9 protein-coding genes are annotated in these 20,146 nt (G+C 62.4%); 3 read left to right on the forward strand and 6 right to left on the reverse strand.

From position 1 onward, the window contains the following. Positions 1-21: 21 nt before the first annotated feature. Positions 22-576, forward strand: a complete 555-nt coding sequence (locus tag HAP54_RS31795; RefSeq protein ID WP_166294175.1) for a DUF3617 domain-containing protein — start codon at positions 22-24, stop codon at positions 574-576. A gap of 42 nt (positions 577-618) precedes the next feature. On the opposite strand, the gene HAP54_RS31800 is transcribed toward HAP54_RS31795, so the two are convergent. Continuing rightward, positions 619-1,212, reverse strand: a complete 594-nt coding sequence (locus tag HAP54_RS31800; RefSeq protein ID WP_248114419.1) for a hypothetical protein — start codon at positions 1,210-1,212, stop codon at positions 619-621. Positions 1,213-1,298: 86 nt separating this feature from the next. On the opposite strand from HAP54_RS31800, the gene HAP54_RS31805 reads away from it, so the two are divergent. Beyond that, complete coding sequence (locus HAP54_RS31805; protein WP_166294177.1) at positions 1,299-9,236, forward strand: DUF5801 repeats-in-toxin domain-containing protein; 7,938 nt, start codon at positions 1,299-1,301, stop codon at positions 9,234-9,236. 109 nt (positions 9,237-9,345) lie between these two features. Here HAP54_RS31805 and HAP54_RS31810 read toward each other — a convergent pair whose 3' ends face one another. The 5 genes from HAP54_RS31810 to HAP54_RS31830 all read right to left on the reverse strand — a co-directional run bounded on the left by HAP54_RS31810 (position 9,346) and on the right by HAP54_RS31830 (position 17,015). Beyond that, positions 9,346-10,359, reverse strand: a complete 1,014-nt coding sequence (locus tag HAP54_RS31810) for a transglutaminase-like cysteine peptidase (protein ID WP_166294179.1) — start codon at positions 10,357-10,359, stop codon at positions 9,346-9,348. Positions 10,360-10,579: 220 nt separating this feature from the next. Then, positions 10,580-11,830 (reverse strand): HlyD family type I secretion periplasmic adaptor subunit, encoded by a 1,251-nt coding sequence (locus HAP54_RS31815; protein ID WP_166294181.1) that lies wholly within the window; start codon positions 11,828-11,830, stop codon positions 10,580-10,582. 12 nt (positions 11,831-11,842) lie between these two features. Continuing rightward, entirely contained in the window at positions 11,843-14,014 is a 2,172-nt protein-coding gene (locus HAP54_RS31820) for a type I secretion system permease/ATPase (protein WP_166306567.1), read from the reverse strand. Between the two features lie 250 nt (positions 14,015-14,264). Then, a complete protein-coding gene (locus tag HAP54_RS31825; protein WP_166294183.1) occupies positions 14,265-15,977 on the reverse strand; it encodes a TolC family outer membrane protein in 1,713 nt (570 codons plus the stop codon). Between the two features lie 501 nt (positions 15,978-16,478). Next, positions 16,479-17,015 (reverse strand): NYN domain-containing protein, encoded by a 537-nt coding sequence (locus HAP54_RS31830; protein ID WP_166294184.1) that lies wholly within the window; start codon positions 17,013-17,015, stop codon positions 16,479-16,481. Positions 17,016-18,966: 1,951 nt separating this feature from the next. Here HAP54_RS31830 and HAP54_RS31835 point away from each other — a divergent pair. Beyond that, a protein-coding gene (locus HAP54_RS31835) for an IS3-like element ISRj2 family transposase (RefSeq protein WP_166204126.1) occupies positions 18,967-20,096 on the forward strand; the annotation gives its coding sequence in 2 pieces (ribosomal slippage) (positions 18,967-19,219 and positions 19,219-20,096; 1,131 coding nt in all). Positions 20,097-20,146 lie beyond the last annotated feature (50 nt).

Genomic DNA, 20,146 nt, shown 5'->3' on the forward strand with positions numbered 1-20,146 from the left:
CGGCCGGTAGGGACTCAACAAATGATATCGCGTGAGGGCTTCGGGCCGTCGAAGGTCTTCGCATGCACGCTTGGCGTCGTGACCGCGCTTTCCGTGTTCGTGCTTGCCTCCCCGAGCGCCGTGGCGGAGGAGGGATTCAGCGGGCCGACCTTCCGAAAAGGGATGTGGCGCTTCGTGCGGACGCTGGAGATCGCCACGTCCTCGAACGTCCGGCAAAAGCTGCTCGAGCGCGAGATGACGCGCTGTGTCGATCCAACCCAGGCGATGAAGGCGACCTTCTCATCTCCGTCGGTTGGAAATTGCCACTCGTCGCGGCCGGAGAAGATCAACAACAAATACGTCTTCTCCAACCGATGCGACTATCTGGGGCCGGTCAGCACCGTCATCACGGTTCTCAGCGACGAGGCCTATACCGAGGTCAACAAGACCAACGTTGGTCAGGCGCCGCGGACCGACCGGGTGGTTGCCCGCCGGATCAGCGATTGCCACGAGGACCGGGCGTCGCTTGGCCAGCCGGCCGCCGAGCCGGGCGAGCTGCCGCTGCAGCAGGATGGAGCCGAGGGCGAGCCGCTCTAAGGCGGTCAGCGCGAGCCGGGCATCAGATCGCCCGCTGCGCCATCAGATCTTCTGTTGCCCGCCTGGCGCACTGACCTTGACGGTGATCTTCTGAATTTCGGTTCGGCCGCCCTGATACTTGACCTCGATGGTCAGGGCGTCATCGCCGAGGAATTCCGGCGGCGCCTTGTAGAAGGCGACATAGGCGGGCACCTCGAGCGCCAGGCAGGCCTTGTAGTTGGTGGCTTTCGCCTTCGCCGACTTCACCACGACTTTTCCGGCAGCCGGCGGAGTGACCAGGCGGATGGTCGGCAGCGGCCCCGACGTGCAATCAGGCAGCACGTTGAGATAGAGGCCAATCTGGGTGTCGCGGTTGGCCAGGGCCCGAACCTGGCGTTCGACCGTGGTCTCCTGCGGGACTGGTTGTGCGGGGGCTTGCGCGGCCGCCGCGCCGAAACAGCCCCAAATCAAGACAGCGGCACAAGCCTGAAGAAGAATCACCCGCATCGACCGCTCCAAATCGCCAGCAAGGACGAACAGGGCCGGGCAAATACTGCCTTTGGGCCAAGTCAAACCGGCTAAGCCGTTGTTCTTCCAGCTTCGACCTGTTCGATCTTTACCACACCTGAACGGAAAGCATTGATTAACCAAATACATTTCTTGACCGGGGGGAGGGTTAACAATAGCCTAAAACTCAATTTTTCTACAATTTTTCCACTAATCGCATTTTTGCGGGGTTGATAATGCAGGGTTCGTTTCAGGTCGCTCAGGCTACGGGCACCGGCAATTCCACCAATTCGGCTCCCATCCGTATTTACAAGCTGACGAAGCCACTGACCGATCAGGCGGTCGTCATCAATCTTGGATACGACCAGAAGGCGAAGGTCGATTTCACGTCGATCGCCAACGAAAAGATCACGCTGATCCATGTCGGCGAAAAGCTGATCATCCTGTTCGACAACCAGTCGACGGTCACGGTCGAGCCGTTCTTCGACTCCCGTGCCGATGGACAGGGCAACATCACGATCGAGACGGCACCCGGCCGCGACATCTCGGTCCAGGAATTTACGAGTCTGTTTCCGATCAGCACGGACACCTCCGTGTTGCCGGCTGCCGACAATGGCGGCAACTCGAACGGCAACGCGCAGGCGAGCGGTGCGGACTTCAGGCCGTTCGCGGTTGATCCGCTGGCTCCCCCGCCTCTCAATGTATTGGCGCCGCAGGAAGAGCTGCCGCCTTCGGCGCTCGGCGGGCAGCCGACGGGCACGCAGCCGGCCAGCTTCCAGCCTAACGAACCCACTACGCCTCCCACCATTTCGCCTCCCACCATTTCCGGCGGCTCCGTACCGTCGCTGACCGTCGATGAGAGCTTCCTGACCGCGGCGACCAACCATGGCGTTGCCGGTTCGGGATTGGGCCCCGCAGGGGCAACGGTCGCAACTGTGCAGGTGTCGTTTGATGTCACGACGCCCGGCGGCCAGCAGTCGCTGACCTACGCGCTGTCGGTTACGTCGCCGAACGAAGATTCCGGTCTGATCGATACCGCGACCGGTCAGTACGTCCTGCTGACGGTGAACGCGGCCGGCGTCGTGGAAGGGCGCACGGCGGTCGGTGGCGATCTTGTCCTCACGGTCTCGGTCGACGCAACCGGCCACGTGACGCTGACCGATCTGCGCGCGGTTCACGAGGGAACACCGGGCGACTTCAATGAAGGGATTACGCTGGCGTCGGGCCTGATCGCGCTGACCGCCACCGTGACTGACAACAACAACCAGACGGCAAGCGCGAGCGTCGATATCGGTTCGCATCTGACGATCCTGGACGATGGTCCGGTCAATCCGACGGTGGTTGTGTCTGGCGTCGAGCCGGTGCTGCTGACGTTCGATGGCGGCCTGGCCGGCGGCAACTTCGTTGGCCCCCAGGATTCGCACGACACCAACGCTTCTCCGACCGTTGCTTCGGTGAGCTTTGCCGGCGCATTCACGTTCGGCCATCTGAACGAGGCCGGTGCCGACAGCGGCGCAACGACGATCACCTATGCGCTGCAGTTCCATGCCGGGTTCAGCGAAGGCGGCGCTTCCGGCCTGACGTCCGGCGGCCTGGCGATCCATCTGTACGAGAACGGCGGCGTCATCACCGGCTCGACGGCGCTCACGGAAGGCGGAATCACGGCGGCCAACACGGTGTTCACGTTGAGCGTGGACGCTGCGGGCGATGTGACGCTGACGCAGACGCATGCGATCGACCATACGCAGACGGACACCTACAGCGGCTCCTACATCAACGACATCAAGCAGCTGGCCGCGAACCTGATCGATCTGAAGGCAAGTGCGGTCACCACCGACGGCGACGGCGATTCGTCCCCCACAGTCACGGCGCTGCTTGATCTGGGTGGCAATATCCAATTCGGCGACGACGGTCCGCGAGCCCCGACGGTGACGGTGACGCCGACGGACTCGGAGTCGATGTCATCGGGAGAACTGCTGACGTTCGACGGCGGCCTGGCCGGCGGCAACTTCACCGGCTTCCAGGACTGGCACGACACCAACCCGTCGGCGACGATCGCGACGGAGGACTTCTCCGGTGTGTTCACCGTCAGCAATACCAATCTGTACGGCGCCGACGGTGCCGGCGCGACCATCGTCAACTACACCCTGGGCTTCCACACCGGCTTTGCCGACGGCAGCGCCAGCGGGCTGACCCATGCCGGCAGCACGATCTTCCTGTACGATGTCGGCGGTGTGATCACGGGCTCGACCTCGGCGACGGCAGGCGGCATCAACGCCGGCAATACGGTGTTCACGCTGAGCGTCGGTCTGACCACCGGCATCGTGACGCTGACGCAGCTCGAGTCGATCGACCACTCGCAGACCGACACCTACAACGGCTCGTATATTTATGACGTCAAGCAGCTGGCTGCGAACCTGATCGACCTGACGGCGAGTGCGTTTACGACCGACAGCGACGGCGACAAAACGGTCCCGGTCTCGGCTTCGATTGACATCGGCCACCAGATCCAGTTCGGCGACGACGGCCCGCAGACCCCGACGGTGACGCTGGCCGCGTTCACCGCACCGGTGCTGCTGACGTTCGACGGTGGCCTTGCCGGCGGCAACTTCACCGGCACCCAGGACTCGCACGACACCAACCCGTCGGCGACGGTCGCGACGGAGGACTTCTCCGGCGCCTTCACGATCGGCAATACCAATCTGTACGGCGCTGACGGTGCCGGTGCGACCACGATCAACTACACGCTGGGCTTCCACTCCGGCGTTGCCGACGGCGTCGACAGCGGGCTGACCCATGCCGGTAGCACGATTTTCCTGTACGATGTCGGCGGTGTGATCACCGGCTCGACCTCGGCGACGGCAGGCGGCATCAACGCCGGCAATACGGTGTTCACGCTGAGCGTCGGTCTAACGACCGGCATCGTGACGCTGACGCAGATCGAGTCGATCGATCACTCGCAGACCGACACCTACAACGGCTCGTACATCAACGACATCAAGCAGCTGGCTGCGAACCTCGTCGACCTGACAGCGAGCGCGTTCACGACCGACAGCGAAGGCGACAAGACCGTGACGGCCTCGGCCCTGGTCGACGTCGGCCACCAGATCCAGTTCGGTGACGACGGCCCGCAGACCCCGACGGTGACGCTGGCCGCGTTCACAGCGCCGGCGCCGCTGACGTTCGACGGCGGCCTGGCCGGCGGCAACTTCACCGGTACCCAGGACTCGCACGACACCAATGCGTCGGCGACGGTCGCGACGGAGGACTTCTCCGGCGCGTTCACGATCGGCAACGGCAGTCTGTACGGTGCTGACGGTGCCGGGTCCACGACCATCAATTACACGCTCGGCCTGCACGCCGGCGTTGCCGACGGCGTCGCCAGCGGGCTGACCCATGCCGGCAGCGCGATCTTCCTGTACGATGTCGGCGGCGTGATCACCGGCTCGACGTCGGCGACGGCAGGCGGCATCAACGCCGGCAACACGGTGTTCACGCTGAGCGTCGGTCTGACCACCGGCGTCGTGACCCTGACGCAGCTCGAGTCGATCGATCATTCGCAGACCGACACCTACAACGGCTCGTACATCAACGATGTGAAGCTGCTGGCGGCGAACCTCGTCGACCTCACGGCGAGCGGATTCACCACGGACAGCGAGGGCGACAAGTCTGTCACGGCTTCCGCCACGATCGACGTCGGGCACCAGATCCAGTTCGGCGATGACGGTCCGCAGACCCCGACGGTCACGCTTGCCGCGTTCACCGCACCGGCGCTGCTGACGTTCGACGGCGGCCTGGCCGGCGGCAACTTCACCGGTACCCAGGACTCGCACGACACCAACCCGTCAAAGACGATCGCGACGGAGAACTTCTCCGGCGCCTTCACCATCAGCAATACCAACCTGTACGGTGCCGATGGCGCCGGTGCGACCACGATCAACTACACGCTCGGCCTGCACGCCGGCGTTGCCAACGGCAGCGCCAGCGGTCTGACCCATGCCGGCAGCACGATCTTCCTGTACGATGTCGGCGGTGTGATCACCGGCTCGACGTCGGCGACGCAGGGCGGCATCAACGCGGGCAACACGGTGTTCACGCTGAGCGTCGGTCTGACCACCGGCATCGTGACGCTGACGCAACTCGAGTCGATCGACCACTCGCAGACCGACACCTACAGCGGCTCCTACATCAACGATGTGAAGCAGCTGGCGTCGAACCTGATCGATCTGACGGCGAGCGCGTTCACCACCGACAGCGAGGGTGACAAGACAGTGACGGCCTCGGCCCTTGTCGACGTCGGTCACCAGATCCAGTTCGGCGATGACGGCCCGCAGACCCCGACGGTGACGCTGGCCGCGTTCACCGCGCCGGTGCTGCTGACGTTCGATGGCGGGCTGGCCGGCGGCAACTTCACCGGCATCCAGGACTCGCACGACACCAACCCGTCAAAGACGGTCGCAACAGAGAACTTCTCCGGCGCGTTCACGATCAGCAATACCAACCTGTACGGTGCCGATGGCGCCGGCGCGACGACGATCAACTATGCGCTCGGCCTGCACGCCGGCGTGGCCAATGGCAGCGCCAGTGAGCTGACCCATGCCGGCAGCGCGATCTTCCTGTATTTCGACAGCGTGTCCGGCGTGGTGACCGGCTCGACTTCGGCAACGGTCGGCGGCATCAACGCGGGCAATACGGTGTTCACGTTGAGCGTCGGTCTGACCACCGGCATCGTGACGCTGACGCAGTTCGAGTCGATCGACCACTCGCAGATCGATACCTACAGCGGCTCGTATATCAATGATGTGAAGCAGCTGGCTGCAAACCTGATCGATCTGAAGGCAAGTGCGTTCACGACCGATCATGAAGGCGACAAGACGGTCACGGTCACGGCCTCGGCCTCGGCCTCGATCGACATCGGCCACCAGATCGAGTTTGGCGACGACGGCCCGAAGGCGCCGACGGTGACGCTCTCGGGGTGTCCGGAGCCAGTGCTGCTGACGTTCGACGGCGGCTTGGCCGGCGGTAACTTCACCGGCGTCCAGGACTCGCAGGACACAAACCCGTCAAAGACGATCGCAACGGAGGATTTCTCCGGTGCGTTCACGATCAGCAATACCAACCTGTACGGCGCCGACGGCGCCGGCGCGACCACGGTCAACTACACGCTTGGTTTGCACAGCGGTGTGGCCAATGGCAGCGCCAGCGGGCTGACCCATGCCGGCAGCACGATCTTCCTCTATCTCGACAGCGTGACCGGTGTGGTGACCGGCTCGACCTCAGCGACGGTCGGCGGCATCAACGCGGGCAACACGGTGTTCACGCTGAGTGTCGGTCTGACCACCGGCATCGTGACCCTGACGCAACTCGAGTCGATCGACCACTCGCAGACCAACACTTACAGCGGCTCGTACATCAACGATGTGAAGCAGCTGGCGGCGAACCTGATCGACCTGAAGGCGAGTGCGTTCACCACCGACAGCGAGGGCGACAAGACGGTCACGGCCTCGGCTTTGGTCGATGTCGGCCACCAGATCCAGTTCGGCGACGACGGCCCGCAGACCCCGACGGTGACGCTGGCCGCGTTCACCGCGCCGGTGCTGCTGACGTTCGATGGCGGGCTGGCCGGCGGCAACTTCACCGGCATCCAGGACTCGCACGACACCAACCCGTCAAAGACGGTCGCAACAGAGAACTTCTCCGGCGCGTTCACGATCAGCAATACCAACCTGTACGGTGCCGATGGCGCCGGCGCGACGACGATCAACTATGCGCTCGGCCTGCACGCCGGCGTGGCCAATGGCAGCGCCAGTGGGCTGACCCATGCCGGCAGCGCGATCTTCCTGTATTTCGACAGCGTGTCCGGCGTGGTGACCGGCTCGACTTCGGCAACGGTCGGCGGCATCAACGCGGGCAATACGGTGTTCACGTTGAGCGTCGGTCTGACCACCGGCATCGTGACGCTGACGCAGTTTGAGACGATCGATCACTCGCAGATCGACACCTACAGCGGCTCGTACATCAACGATGTGAAGCAGCTGGCGGCGAACCTGATCGATCTGACGGCGAGTGCGTTCACGACCGATCATGAAGGCCACAAGACGGTCACGGCCTCGGCCAAGATCGACATCGGCCACCAGATCGAGTTCGGCGACGACGGCCCGAAGGCGCCGACGGTAGCGGTCAGCGCAGCGACAGTCGGTGTCGACGAAACGCCCGGCGTTCAGACCACCGGCGGTGCAAGCGACGTCCTTGGCTCGGCCGCGATCACGTTCAACGGTGCGGCGAACACGGTTGCCGGACTGTTTACGACCGTCGCGAGCAAGGGCAATGACACCGATGTGCCGGCGGCTTCGCTGGACAACGGTGCACTCAGCTTTGCCTCCACCGGTGTCAGCAGCATCCTGACGGTGGCCGGAGGCAGCTACGGTGCGGCCGGTGCCGGAACGACGACCTACGGGCTGTCCGTGCTCAATGCCGCGTCTGGGCTGACCTTGACGGACGGCACCGCCATTACGCTGTCACTCGATGGCAGTGGCCGGATTATCGGCACGGTCGGCACCGACGTCGCCAACCCGAGCCTGACCGGCATGGTGGCGTTTGCCATCGCCATCGACCCGGCAACCGGTCGGCTCTACGTGGCGGAGTACCTCTCGCTCCACCAGAACGACGCCACCAACCCCAACGATATCGTCTCGCTGGCGGCCGGCAAGGTGGGTGCGACTGTCACGGTGACCGACTCGGATGGTGATCATGCGGTAGCCACCGCCGACATCAGCACGCACATCAGCTTCCTCGATGATGGCCCGGCCTGGGTGTCGGCAGAACACGGTGTGATTGCCAATCAGGCAGGCTTTAGCCTCGTTGGAGATCTGCAATACACGCTTGGCGCGGATGGCTTGGGGTCGCTCTATTTCGCGGGCGTATCCACCGATCCGCTCCATCCCACAGCCACGACGCTCCAGGCGGGCGGATTTGCGGTCTCGGAATATGTGGATGCAAGTGGCGTCCTCCATGGCGTTGCCAATGGAACGGACGCCTTCACCGTATCGCTCGATCCGACGACATCGACTTACACATTCAACCTATTCCATACCCTCGATTCATATTCACAACAGTCCATTAACACTTCTGGCGCCGTGCACGGTGCTGGTCCGACTTCGTATGCCGTATTGTCGGACACGAGCAGCAATGCCGTCACCATATTGACGGGCTACCACACTAGTGGAGCCTTCAATGTAGCGGCCTGGTTTGGCGAAACGCACGATACGCTGACGAGTGCGTCCGGGCTGACGCAGGCGCAGATCAACGCAAGTTCGTCCGGTGAGGGCATCAGCAGCAACAACTTCAATCAGGGCGATTTTATGCGCTTTGATTTTGGGGCTGTCGGCGATAACAGCAATGGCGATACCTGGACGTACGGTCAGGCGCCCGGCGCTTCGGCCGTCGGGACGGGAAATCAGATCTCATTCACAATCAACGCCATTGGTGGTTCGACGATCATTGACTACGTCGTGCACAGCGTTGATGGCACGGTGACCTCCCACGTCTATAATTCGGCCACCGATGGGACCACTCTTACCGCCACCGGGCATGGGAATATCGACTACGTCGAACTCTACGACGCTTCGGGCAAGTCGAAGGTCCTGCTTTCCAGCATCTCCGAACTCGTCAACAATGGCGCAAGCGACGTCCCCTTTACCGTGGGCGTCAAGGATGGTGATGGAGATGCTGCTACGGGGTCGTTCTCTGTCAACGTAAACGGCGGAACGGCGCTTTCGGGGACCGCCGGAGATGACGTCATTGTCGCCGGATCAACCAGTGAAACGCTCACTGGTGCTGGCGGGAGCGACAAGTTTGTTCTCAATCTCAGCGCTCACGACATCATCAGTGATTTTAGCAGCAATGATTTGGTTCTTCTCGACGTGGCCGGTCTGAACCTCCCGTCGGGCGCTTCAAACGCTCTTGCAGCCAATCAGTTCACGTCATCAGCAGCCACCGGTGGAACCGAGAACAACGCCAGCGCCTGGAACGAAAGTGGAAGCACGAACAAGTTCTTCTTCAATAATACAACGCATGAGCTCTGGTACTCGGCCAATGGCACCGGCACCGACAAGGTGGATCTTGCTCATGTGAGCACCGGCGTTCCGGCGGCCGCGAACGTTCATATCTTCTAGGACTGGCTTGCAGCAAAAGCGAAAATCCGCGGAGACCACTCCGCGGATTTTTTCTTTGGGTTTCGTCTGGGAGTTTTTCTTGACTGAACGCGCCCTTACTCGGGCGCAATCACATCAGCACGGGCAGGAAGCCGGTGAGGGGGCTTGCCGCTTCAAGCGGCTCCACCCCGGTCCACTCGGCGTCCGCCGCATTGGCGGCCGCCGGCGCCGCGTCGGCCTCGCCATCGAGCGGGAGACGCCTGGCGTAGGGCGCCGCAAACAGCTGGACGCCGCGTTCGTTGATCGCAAACAGCGGCGTGAAGTTGCCGAGCTCGCCGTCGTCGATCAGTTCGGAGCGGCGGCTGTCGAGGATCAGCCAATGGCCATCCAGGCGCGCCGCCAGCACGGCATGATCCTGGCGGATCGCGCGGTCCCGGCCCAGCACCAGGCGCAGATCCTCGCGCGGGAAGCCGGCTTCGCTGAGCGCGATCAATTTTGCGATCGCGTAGTCCTCGCAATCGCCCTTGCCGGTTGCAAAGGTGGCAAGCGGGGCGGTCCAGCGGTCGGCCTCGCCGTGCTGGGCGAAGTCGCTGACATAGCGGATCGTCTGGTTGACGGCGCGGTTGGCCTCATCCAGCCGGTCGCGTCCGGACTTGGATTTGACCGCGCCGATCAGGCGGAGGAATTGCGCGGCATGCGACGGGCAGCCGGCGGCGTTCTCGCGGCACTGCTCGAGGATGGTCCGCTCCCTGGCGAGGTCGGATTCGAGGCCGCGCCATTTGCGCCAGAGGCTGTTCTCCGGTGCGCGGAAGGTGAACAGGCCGAACGGCTCGGTGCCAACAGGCGGAAGCGGCTTCGCCGCAGGCATGGCGTCGGTCGCGGTATCCAGCGGGGTGAGCGAAGCGGTGCGGATCGCGTTCGGACCACGGCCGCGCTGCCGGTCGAGCTTGGCCAGAACGTCGCTGATGGTGAAGAAGGTGGCCGGTGGGCGGTTTGATGCTGCGTCCGAAGCCGGCGGGGGCTCGCCGGCGCCGTTGCCGAGCGTGAGCTTGTCCGCAGCAAACGCTGATGGCGCCGCGCAAAGACCTATCGACAGTGCAGCCACGGCGATGACCGCCGACGCGGCAGACTTCAGCGACTTCATATGACGTCCCCACTATCGGGGACCGTCAACGTCTATGCGTCGATCTGCGTCCCCGCTGTTATCGGGACGTAGACTGGCGCGCGCGCCGCTTAAGCGGGGTTAAGTGGAGGGGGCCGGTGCCGGGAATGTCGGAAAAGCGGTCAATCCAGGGTTTGCCCGTTCGTTCGAAATTGAACGATCGAAAGTCACGATCGGTTAACCACGCAATCCGCAAGGCCGATCAGCGTTCGCGCAGGGCCTCGTCACGCAGCAGGCGCGCAGGCTTCACGATGTAGTCCAGCACCGACTTCTCGCCGGTCAGCACCTCGACCGTGGCCACCATTCCCGGAATGATCGGATGCGGATTCTGCTCGGTGCCGAGATGGTTTTTGTCGGTGCGCACCATGACCCGATAGAAGGTCTCCGGACGTTCGGTCTTTTCCGCCTTGTCGTCGACGATGGTGTCGGCGCTGATGCGTTCAACCTTGCCCTTCAGCGATCCGTAGACCGAGGAATCATAGGCGCTGATCTTCACCACCGCGTCCTGGTTGGGGCGAATGAACGCGATGTCCTGGGGACGAATCCGCCCCTCGACCAGGAGCGTGTCGTCCAGCGGCACGATATCCATCAGATTGGCGCCCGGCTGCACGACGGCACCGACCGTGCTGACGTTCAGTTTGTTGACGATGCCGTGGACCGGTGCCTTCAGGTCGGTGCGGCGCACCCGGTCCTGGGCGGACTTGATGTTCTCGTCGAGCACGGCGAGATCGCCGCGCGATTTGGCCAGATCCTCGTCGGCCTGCGAGCGGAAGGAGGCGGTGATGTTCGCGATCTTCGATTGCGCTTCGGCGAGCTGTCCCTTCATCTCGGTGGCCTGCCGGTCCAGCCGCAGCATCTCGATCTCGGGCACGACCTTCTGCTCATAGAGCTTGCGCGTCAGGCTCTGCTCGCGTTCCAGAAGCTTGAGGGAGCCGGAGAGGCGGGTGACCTGCTGATTGAGGACATCGATGTCCTGCGCGACCTTCTGGGCCCGCATCTTGAACACGCTGGCCTCGGTCGCAACGGCGGCCGGAGCCACCGTGTCGACTTGATCCGGAAAGGTGATCTCGCTTCGCCCGCGCGCCTCGGTCTCAAGCCGGGCCACCCGCGCCGCCATCGCCGCGCGGCGCTCGCGGATTTCGCCGAACTCGGAAGCGAACTTCGTGTCGTCGATGCGCATCAGGGACTGGCCCTGCTGAACGATGTCGCCTTCCCGCACCAGGATATCGCCGACGATGCCACCTTCGAGCGACTGCACCACCTGCATCTGCCGCGACGGCACGACGCGCCCGCTGCCGCGCTTGACCTCGTCGAGCACGGCAAAGTGCGCCCAGGTCAGGAACGTCACAAGCAGCGCGCAGGACGTCCACAGCAGCATGCGGGAGGTGCGGGGCGTGCGCAGCAACGCCGCGGACCGGATATCATTTGCAAACGCAAAATCGGAAGACGCCATAATATTTGCTCGTTATGCAGATTTCGGCTGGATCGTATTCTCCGGCGACGGAGCCGCGGACGCAGGCCTTCCCTGCAGCAGGGCGAGCACCTTGTCGCGCGGGCCGTCGGCAACCAAATGGCCATTGTCAAACAGCAGCAGCCGATCGACCATGTTCAGCAATGACAAACGATGGGTCGAGATGATGATGGTCATGCGATCGTCCTGGAGCCCTTTGAGCCGCTCAAGGAATTCCTGTTCGCTGCGAATGTCGAAATGCGCGGTCGGCTCGTCGAGGAAGAGCACGCGAGGCTTGCGGATCAGGACGCGCGCGAGCCCGATGGCCTGCTTCTGGCCGCCCGACAGGCTGCGGCCACCTTCCGAGATCGGCATGTCATAGCCCATCGGATGGCCGGCGATGAAGCTCTCGACGCCGGAGAGCCGCGCGGCAATCAGGACTTCCTCGTCGGTCGCTTCCGGTTTGCCGAGGGCGATGTTGTCGCGCAGCTTGCCGAAGAACAGGTCGGTATCCTGCATCGCAAAGCCGATGCCGGCGCGCAGGTCCGAAGGATCGTATTGCCGGGAGTCGACGCCGTCGACCAGGATACGGCCTTCCTTCGGCTCGTAGAATCCGAGCAGCAATCTGCCGACCGTGGTCTTGCCCGATCCCACCCGGCCGATGATGCCGACCCTTTCGCCGCCCTCGATCTTGAAGCTGACCTTTTCGAGCGCGTTGCCCGGCGCGTTGGGGTAGGCGAACGACACGTTCTCGAAGGCGACCTTGCCGTCTTCGATCCGTCTCGCGACATAGGATCGGGTCGGCGAACGTTCCCGCTCGATCGACATGATGCGGTCGATCGCCTTGAGGGCCGATATCGTCTGCGTTCCCTTGGTGATGACAGAGGCTATTCCGGCGATCGGCGCCAGGACGCGGGCGGCGAGCATGTTCGCTGCGACCAGCGCGCCGACGCTGAGCTTGCCGTCGAGGATCAGGAAGATGCCGACGATGACGAGCAGCAGGCTGGTGATCTGCTGGGCGGTGCTCGCACTCGTCAGCGACAGCGACGACCAGAAGTGAACGTCCTCACCGGATCGGGCGGTCGCTGCGACCGAACGCTCCCACAGGGTCTGCATGCGCGCCTCGGCGCCGGTCGCGCGGACGGTTTCGAGACCCGACAAGGACTCGACGAGCACGCCGTGACGCGCGGCGGATTCGGCCTGCAGGCGCTTCATGGCGCGATCGAGCGGGCGTTGCAGCAGGAAGCCGATCAGCATGACGAGCGGGAGCATGAGCAGCGGGATCCACGCCAACGGCCCGGCAATGAGGAACAGCACCCCGACAAAGAGCACAGCAAACAGCAGGTCGGTCGCGGAAACCACGCTTCCGGACGTGAAGAATTCGCGCACCGAGTCAAAGTCCCGGAGCTGGTTGGCGAGGATGCCGACGGAGGTCGGCCGTTGCGCCATCTTCACCGCCATCACATGCTCGAAGATGTTGGCGGCCAGCACGACGTCGATGGTCTTGCCGGTCACGTCGATCATGCGACTGCGGACCATGCGGAAGATGAAATCGAACAGGATACCGAGCCCCATGCCGATCGACAGCGCGATCAGGGAGGGGATCGCGCCATTGGGGATGACGCGGTCATAGACGCTCATCGTGAACAGCGGCGTCGCCAGCGCGAGGATGTTGGTCAGAAACGCGGCGATCGCGATGTGGCCGTAACTGGGCCAATGCGTCTTGACCACCGACCAGAACCAGTGGCTCCTCGGGATGTCGCCGGCGGCGACGGTGCGCGCATCGGCGTGCGCAGCACTTCTCACCAGGAACGCGTATCCGGTGTAGTCGGCGGCGAGCGAGGCGAGTTCGACGATGCGCGGGCTGTTCGGCGTCTCAGGATCGACGATCTTGATGGTCTTGGTCGCCGTGTCCACGCCCAGAAGGATGAGCGCCGTTCCGTTCTTCATGATGAGGACAGCCGGCAAGACAAGCGCAGGAATTTCCGAAATGTCGCGCTTGACGGCCTCGGTCTCCAGGCCCGCGCGTCTGGCCGCACGGTCGTAGAGCGAGACGGACAGGCGTCCGTCCTTGATCGGCAGTCCGCCGAGCAGAGCTTCGCGGCTCACCGCGCGGCCGTGATAGGCCGCAAGATAGGTCAACGACGCGCTGAGGGGATCGTCGCCCAATGCACTCGGCCGACCTATCGCGGCAGGCTTTGAAGTTGATTCATCCGGCGAGAGGCGGCCGGCGTCAGCCGCCGGGCTGGGAGTTCGCAATAACAATTCGAAACCTCGACAACCAAAATGGAAATGCAGAAATCTCATTTAAAGATTGCGCGCAGGCTACAACAAACGGCGAACGAAATCAGCGAAACTTGCTTTAAGTATTAATACGGAATCGAAAGGGCCCCGTTTGGGGCCCTTCCGGCAGTCCGGATTTTGGTTGGCGGGCCTTCTACCGAGCGGAGCTCGGGAAGGCCGACAGCAGCCAGTGGGGCTTGGTCGAGGCATAGGAACTCGCATTCGCCGAGACCGATGGATCCGCGTAGATGACGTTCGGGCCGTCGCTCGCACTCTTCTGCTGCTGCATCCATTCCGAGGAACCGGGCACGGCCGCGGCCGTCGTCGAGCCGGTCCAACGGTCGGCAAAACCGACATCTTTGCCGACCTCCTTGGGCTGGGCCGCCGCATAGGTCTTGCCGGGACGGGCTACGGGGGCCGGAACGCCGACGTGCAGCGGTTCGGACCCCGTTTGCGGCACGTTCACGCGCAGTGTGGGGAACGAGTAGCGGGGCAGGCCAATCGAAAGCATGTCCGTGGGGGCAGCATCGACCGGCGGGGGAGCCTTCAGATACTCGATCAGGGTCCCCATCGCGGCCAGCAGCTGATAGTCGGCGAACACGACGACGCTGCGGGCGGAGGTGAGCGAGACCGACGCGTTGAAGAACTGGTTCTGGGCGTTCAGGAGGTCGATCAGCGAACGCTGGCCGAGCTCGTATTCCTTCTGGAAGGCCGCGATGGTCTTGCGGTCCGCTTCCAGCTGGCGCGCCAGGGCCGCGATGCGCGTGGCCGTAATCGTACGGGCATTCCACGCCTTGTCGATCGACTCATACGCGTCGCGCTGCAGGCGCGCGTGGCGCATGGTGGCTTCGGTAAAGCGCTCGGCCTTCTCCGACCTGTTCCAGGCATCCTGGCCGCCGCGGAAGATGTCCCAGGACATCACCACCTTGCCACTGTAGTCCTCATGCGTAATGGCGGGAGTTCCGGTGGCCGCCACGTAGGGGTACGAGTTGTCGTAGTGGGTTGCCCGTCCCTCGAGATAAAACTTCGGGCCGAACGTTCCGTCCGTGGCCTTGAACGCATGCTTGGCGGCGTCGGCGTCGGACTGTGCTGCCGCAATCGTCGAATTGAACCGCAGGGTGGTCGCGAGCGCCTCGTCGCGGCTGTTCGGCAATCCCGCGAGAGGAGCGGGGAAGCGAACATTGATTGGCTCGAGGCCGACCGTCTTGCGGTACTTCGCCCTGGCATCCTCGAGGCTGCGCTGGAATTCGGCGAGTGCCGCACGGGCGGCTTCGACGCGCTCCCGGGCTTGCTCGAGGTCGCCTTCGCCGGCGCGGCCACCCGAGAAGCGGGAATTCACGTTTGCAAAGATCTTCTCGTGATTGGCGACGTTCTGCTGGGCAAGGCTGACCAACCGGATGTAGCGCACGACGTCCATGTAACCTTCGGCGGCGTCGAGGGCCAGCAGCTCGGTTCTTTCCTTGACGCGGGAGGCCGCGGCATTCACGCGCGCGGTCTGGCGCCAGACGTCATAGATCGACGAGAAGCCGTCCCAGAGCAGCTGGCGCACCACCACCGATTCCTGGCTGCCATTGCGCCACGGTCCTGCACCCACAACCGGTGCCGACTGAATGTTCGGGCTGATGAAGTTCGGCGATTGGTCGAACTTTTCCGGACCGTAGCTGGCGTCAATCCGCACCTGCGGCAGCAGCGTGCTCTGGGTTTGCCTCAGCTCGCTTTCCGTCGCTCGCCGATTTGCCGAAGCCTCGCCAACGCCCGGGTTGGTCTGCATCGCCTGGCGCAATGCATCGTTAATGGAGAAAACCTCGGCACATGCTGGCGTTGCCGCCAGGCAAAGGCACGCGATGACCGTGTATGCCGACCTCATCAATTCCGCCCCCAACTCACAAAAATATTGCGTAGAATCCGTGAAGGGTAACGTACGGCGGTTCCGTAACCTATGACATTTCAGCCACACAATGGCCCTAACTAAGGCGGGTCTTCCGCCGCGAGCGGACCACAACCCCGAGATTTTGGTTAAAATTCAGCCTTTTGGCTGTGGTCGCGGAGTTGCCCAATAGCAACACCGGATATCCGGAACAGAAAGGTTAGTTAAGTTTGTCTTAGCGGCCGCCGGCCCGCAGCTGCTGTTCGCGACAGACCGCCAGATGGTTGCAACGAAGGGCGGCGCGCTGGAATTAAAGGCCGCCAAGCGGCTCATTTAGCCGGGTCGCAAGGATCGACGGAGCTGCCCCTTCCGGGCCGCAAAGACATCTGTCGTCAGCTCGGCTCCTTTGCCCTTCATCGCAACCGACATTCCTCCCGTAACCGAGCGGGTTTGGTGAACGATCCGGTCTCGGTAGACGACGTCGGGAGGGGGCCGCGACTTTCACTCCGGCGCAATCGGATGTGGCGGACGTTCGATCGATGCCCTGAGGCCCTCGAGTTCGACGAAGACATCAGCTTGCCTGCGAAGCTCGTCGGCGATCATGGGAGGTTTCGTTCGAATGCTGGAAACGATCGTAACACGCACACCCTTCCGCCTGACGGCTTCGACAACAGCCCGCAAATCACCATCACCAGAGAACAGGAATGCGTGGTCGATGCGGTGCGCAATTTCCATTGCGTCGACCGCGAGATCGATGCCGATGCTGCGCTTCATCCGTCGTCGTCCTTCGCCGTCGTCGTGCTGCTTGGCTGCCTTTCTTCGGACCGAATAGCCGTTGTAGTCGAGCCAATCCACCAGCGGCCGAAGGCTGCTGAACTCGTCATCGTCTCGCACGACGGTGTAGAAATATGCACGGACGAGCTGCCCATGCTTGCTGAATTCCGCAAGCAGTCGCCTGAAATCAATCTCGAAACCGAGGTGCTTGACGGTGGTGTGAAGATTTGCGCCGTCGATGAAAAGTGCAATGCGATCGGTCATCTCAAATCCCCATGACGCCCGGAGCAGCTGCTGCTTCTTTTGGTTCTGGAAATGCTTCGGGTGCGGGCGCCCTGATTTAAATGACCGATCCTAGAGCAATGACTCGGTCGGGAAAAAGCTGAAATTTTCAACATGGCGGGTGTCATGTTGATCGTGCGCTTATTGATAAGATCGCAATCGACGCGACACGGCCGGCCGCAGCGATAAATGAAACGGTCGTCGTTGAAAGCACCCCAACGTTCGCACCCGCGCCTGGACGAAGGCGCTCGGGCAGCGACGAAGAATTGTCAGCTATGGCGCTTCGTTTGTGGCGCTTCGTTGGCATCGGCCGCAATAGCTGCGCGCGCAATTCCAATTCCAATCTTGATCCTGATATCCGTGGACTATCAATAAAAATGAGTGCTTACGTCGCCGGGCGAGCGCCGTCGTTGACGTCAGCCAATGGTGCAGCGCACCGCGGACCAGCCCGTGTGCATAAGGTGACGATTGCGTCAGATACAAGATTACATCTAAAATTGACCACGTGTAGCGGCGCCGTTTCGCGCCGGTGCGATATTTCGAGATACCACCTTTTTGCAGACACAAGTTTTCTCGCTCTCGGGGAGAGGACGGTTTTACGTCCCCCAATTGCACTGACAGTTTGTTTTGCTGGCGGTGTGGCGGCGGCGTGTCTGCTGCGCCGCGTCGATAAGTCTTGTCGCCCTGACAGCAGCAGCGAGGACCGACGGAGCGGCATTGCTCGACGGGCAGGCAGAGGAAGTGGGCTCGCAAGGGCAGGTCCGCCGGTAGCGCCGGCCGACGCCGGCAAGCCGCCGCTGGCGGTCGCGCAGCGGCGACAATCGAACCCGGAGAGTTGCGGGCGGCTGGGAGGGGACTCCGGGAACTGCTTTTGAGGGGGCGAAGGCTTTGAAGCTCTTCTTAGAACCGAGCGGTCGGAGCTGGATCGCCATCGTCGTTGTCGAAAAGCCCGTGCCGGTCGGACGTTGGATGAGGTCCGCCATTCAATAAAAGTAGCAGGTCTTCGGCCGTTCTTCACCGATGGAGGGTTCGACAGAATGACCGTAGTTTCACGGGCGCGAGTGCGACCACCGCTTGTCGTGGCTTCCCCGTAAAGCCACGGATACCACGTGTGATAGAGAGGAATCCCTTGTCGGTTCGACATTAATGGTGAACGCGAGGATTTCGTACGGCGCTGGACGGCCGCGCAAATTTGCGGCAAATTGCATCTAAATTAGGTTTTGGGATGCTTGCTCGCATTTTTTGCGGACACAGAGTGCAAGCATTCCCACGATGAAAGAATTTAAAGACAAGATATTTTCATGCGTGCGGAGTTCAGAGCCGCACCGAAGCGGGCAGGGTAGTGCGTTCGAGGTCTTTCACAGCACGGCGGACGAGCAAATAACATAAAAAAGCCTGGCAATTGCTTGTCGGTCGAACGCTCGCAGATTTTTTTAGACGAGCGTTTGGGTAGTTTGATGAATTGATTTTCGGCTGCAATCACACCTGCTCTGCGTCGGCAGAGTTTTTAGGAGTGTGTATTGAGTCGCTTTTTGTTTAACCCGAAGTCCGAACCGGCGCTCGAGTGGTCCGCAATTGAATCCCGCCTCCGGGATATTCCGGTTAGTCCCCCGCCGTCTGATCTTCGCGTCGAGTCGTCGGCGACGCTTGCCAATGATCGCCTGCTGACCGCGCCCGACGAAGGCGCCGTTTCACGATCACCTTATCAGAACATCATTTCAGAATTCGAGGCCGCAATCGCGGCATGCGATTTAATCACTTGCCAGCCGGCCACTGCGTTCACTCGCAGGCGGACCAGTTCCAAATAACATTCCGATTTATCAAATTTCGAGGACGAAGAAATGGAGAGCTGGCTCCGCAAATTCGGACAGTAGCTTGAGTGGATTTTCTGCCTGACAGCGGCGAGGATTCTTGCCGCGAATCAGGAGCGAAGATGACGAAGAAGAGCCGCCGGATGCATTCTCCGGCATTCAAGGCGAAGGTTGCTTTGGCTGCGGTCAAAGGCGACAAGACGCTGGCGGAGCTGGCGCAACTGTTTGATGTTCATCCGAACCAGATCACGATCTGGAAAAACCAGCTCCTGGAAGGCGCCGCCGGCGTGTTTGGGCATGACAAGGCGTCGGCCGAGACGCCGGTCGATTTGAAGGCGTTACATGCCAAGATCGGCGAGCTGGCGTTGGAAAACGATTTTTTGTCCGGCGCGCTCACCAAGGCGGGCCTGCTGAGCGCAAAGCGATGATCGACCGCGGTCATGATCTTTCTATCGTGCGCCAGGCGAAGGTCCTGAAGCTGGCTCGCAGCACGGTCTACTATGAACCTCGGCCAGTTTCGGCCGAGGACCTTGCCTTGATGCGTCGGCTCGATGAGCTGCATCTCGATTATCCCTTCGCGGGAGCGCGTATGCAGCGATCGTTGCTGCGGCGGGAGGGCGTATACGCCGGTCGCCGCCACATCGCGACGCTGATGAAGCGCATGGGGATCGAGGCGGTCTATCGTCGCCCGAACACGAGTAAGCCGGCACCGGGTCACAAGATCTACCCGTACCTGTTGCGCGGATTGAAGATCGAGCGGCCCGACCAGGCGTGGGCAATGGACATCACCTACATTCCGATGCGGCGTGGCTTCGTCTATCTCGCGGCGGTCGTCGATGTGTTCAGCCGACGGGTCCTGGCCCATCGCGTCTCGATCACAATGGAGGCGGCCTTCTGCGTCGAAGCGGTCCAGGAGGCGTTGGCGAAGCACGGCAGGCCCGAGATTTTCAACACGGACCAGGGCAGCCAGTTCACCAGCCTCGAGTTCACCGATGTGCTGCTGGACGCGAAGATCGCCATCAGCATGGACGGCAAGGGCGCCTGGCGCGACAACGTGTTTGTCGAGCGGCTCTGGCGCACGGTCAAATACGAAGAAGTTTATCTCCGCGCCTACGACAGCGTGTCCGAGGCGCGAGCGTCAATTGCCAAGTATCTGGCCTTCTACAATCAGGGACGCCCTCACTCGAGCCTTGACGGGCGCACGCCCGACGAGGCTTACTTCGGCACGCAAGCTATGGTGATGGCCGCATGACCGTCGCCGACGATTTTGTCGTCGCTCTGGTCGGGCTACGCCCTCCCGAC

Source organism: Bradyrhizobium sp. 2S1, assembly GCF_011516625.5.
GTDB classification, from domain to species: Bacteria; Pseudomonadota; Alphaproteobacteria; order Rhizobiales; family Xanthobacteraceae; genus Bradyrhizobium; species Bradyrhizobium septentrionale.

Excerpts from the sequence above, each read along its gene's own strand:
- HAP54_RS31795 (WP_166294175.1), top strand. The coding sequence starts at position 22 with ATGATATCGCGTGAGGGCTTCGGGCCGTCGAAGGTCTTCGCATGCACG.
- HAP54_RS31800 (WP_248114419.1), bottom strand. The coding sequence starts at position 1,212 with ATGTATTTGGTTAATCAATGCTTTCCGTTCAGGTGTGGTAAAGATCGA.
- HAP54_RS31805 (WP_166294177.1), top strand. The coding sequence starts at position 1,299 with ATGCAGGGTTCGTTTCAGGTCGCTCAGGCTACGGGCACCGGCAATTCC.
- HAP54_RS31810 (WP_166294179.1), bottom strand. The coding sequence starts at position 10,359 with ATGAAGTCGCTGAAGTCTGCCGCGTCGGCGGTCATCGCCGTGGCTGCA.
- HAP54_RS31815 (WP_166294181.1), bottom strand. The coding sequence starts at position 11,830 with ATGGCGTCTTCCGATTTTGCGTTTGCAAATGATATCCGGTCCGCGGCG.
- HAP54_RS31825 (WP_166294183.1), bottom strand. The coding sequence starts at position 15,977 with ATGAGGTCGGCATACACGGTCATCGCGTGCCTTTGCCTGGCGGCAACG.
- HAP54_RS31830 (WP_166294184.1), bottom strand. The coding sequence starts at position 17,015 with ATGACCGATCGCATTGCACTTTTCATCGACGGCGCAAATCTTCACACC.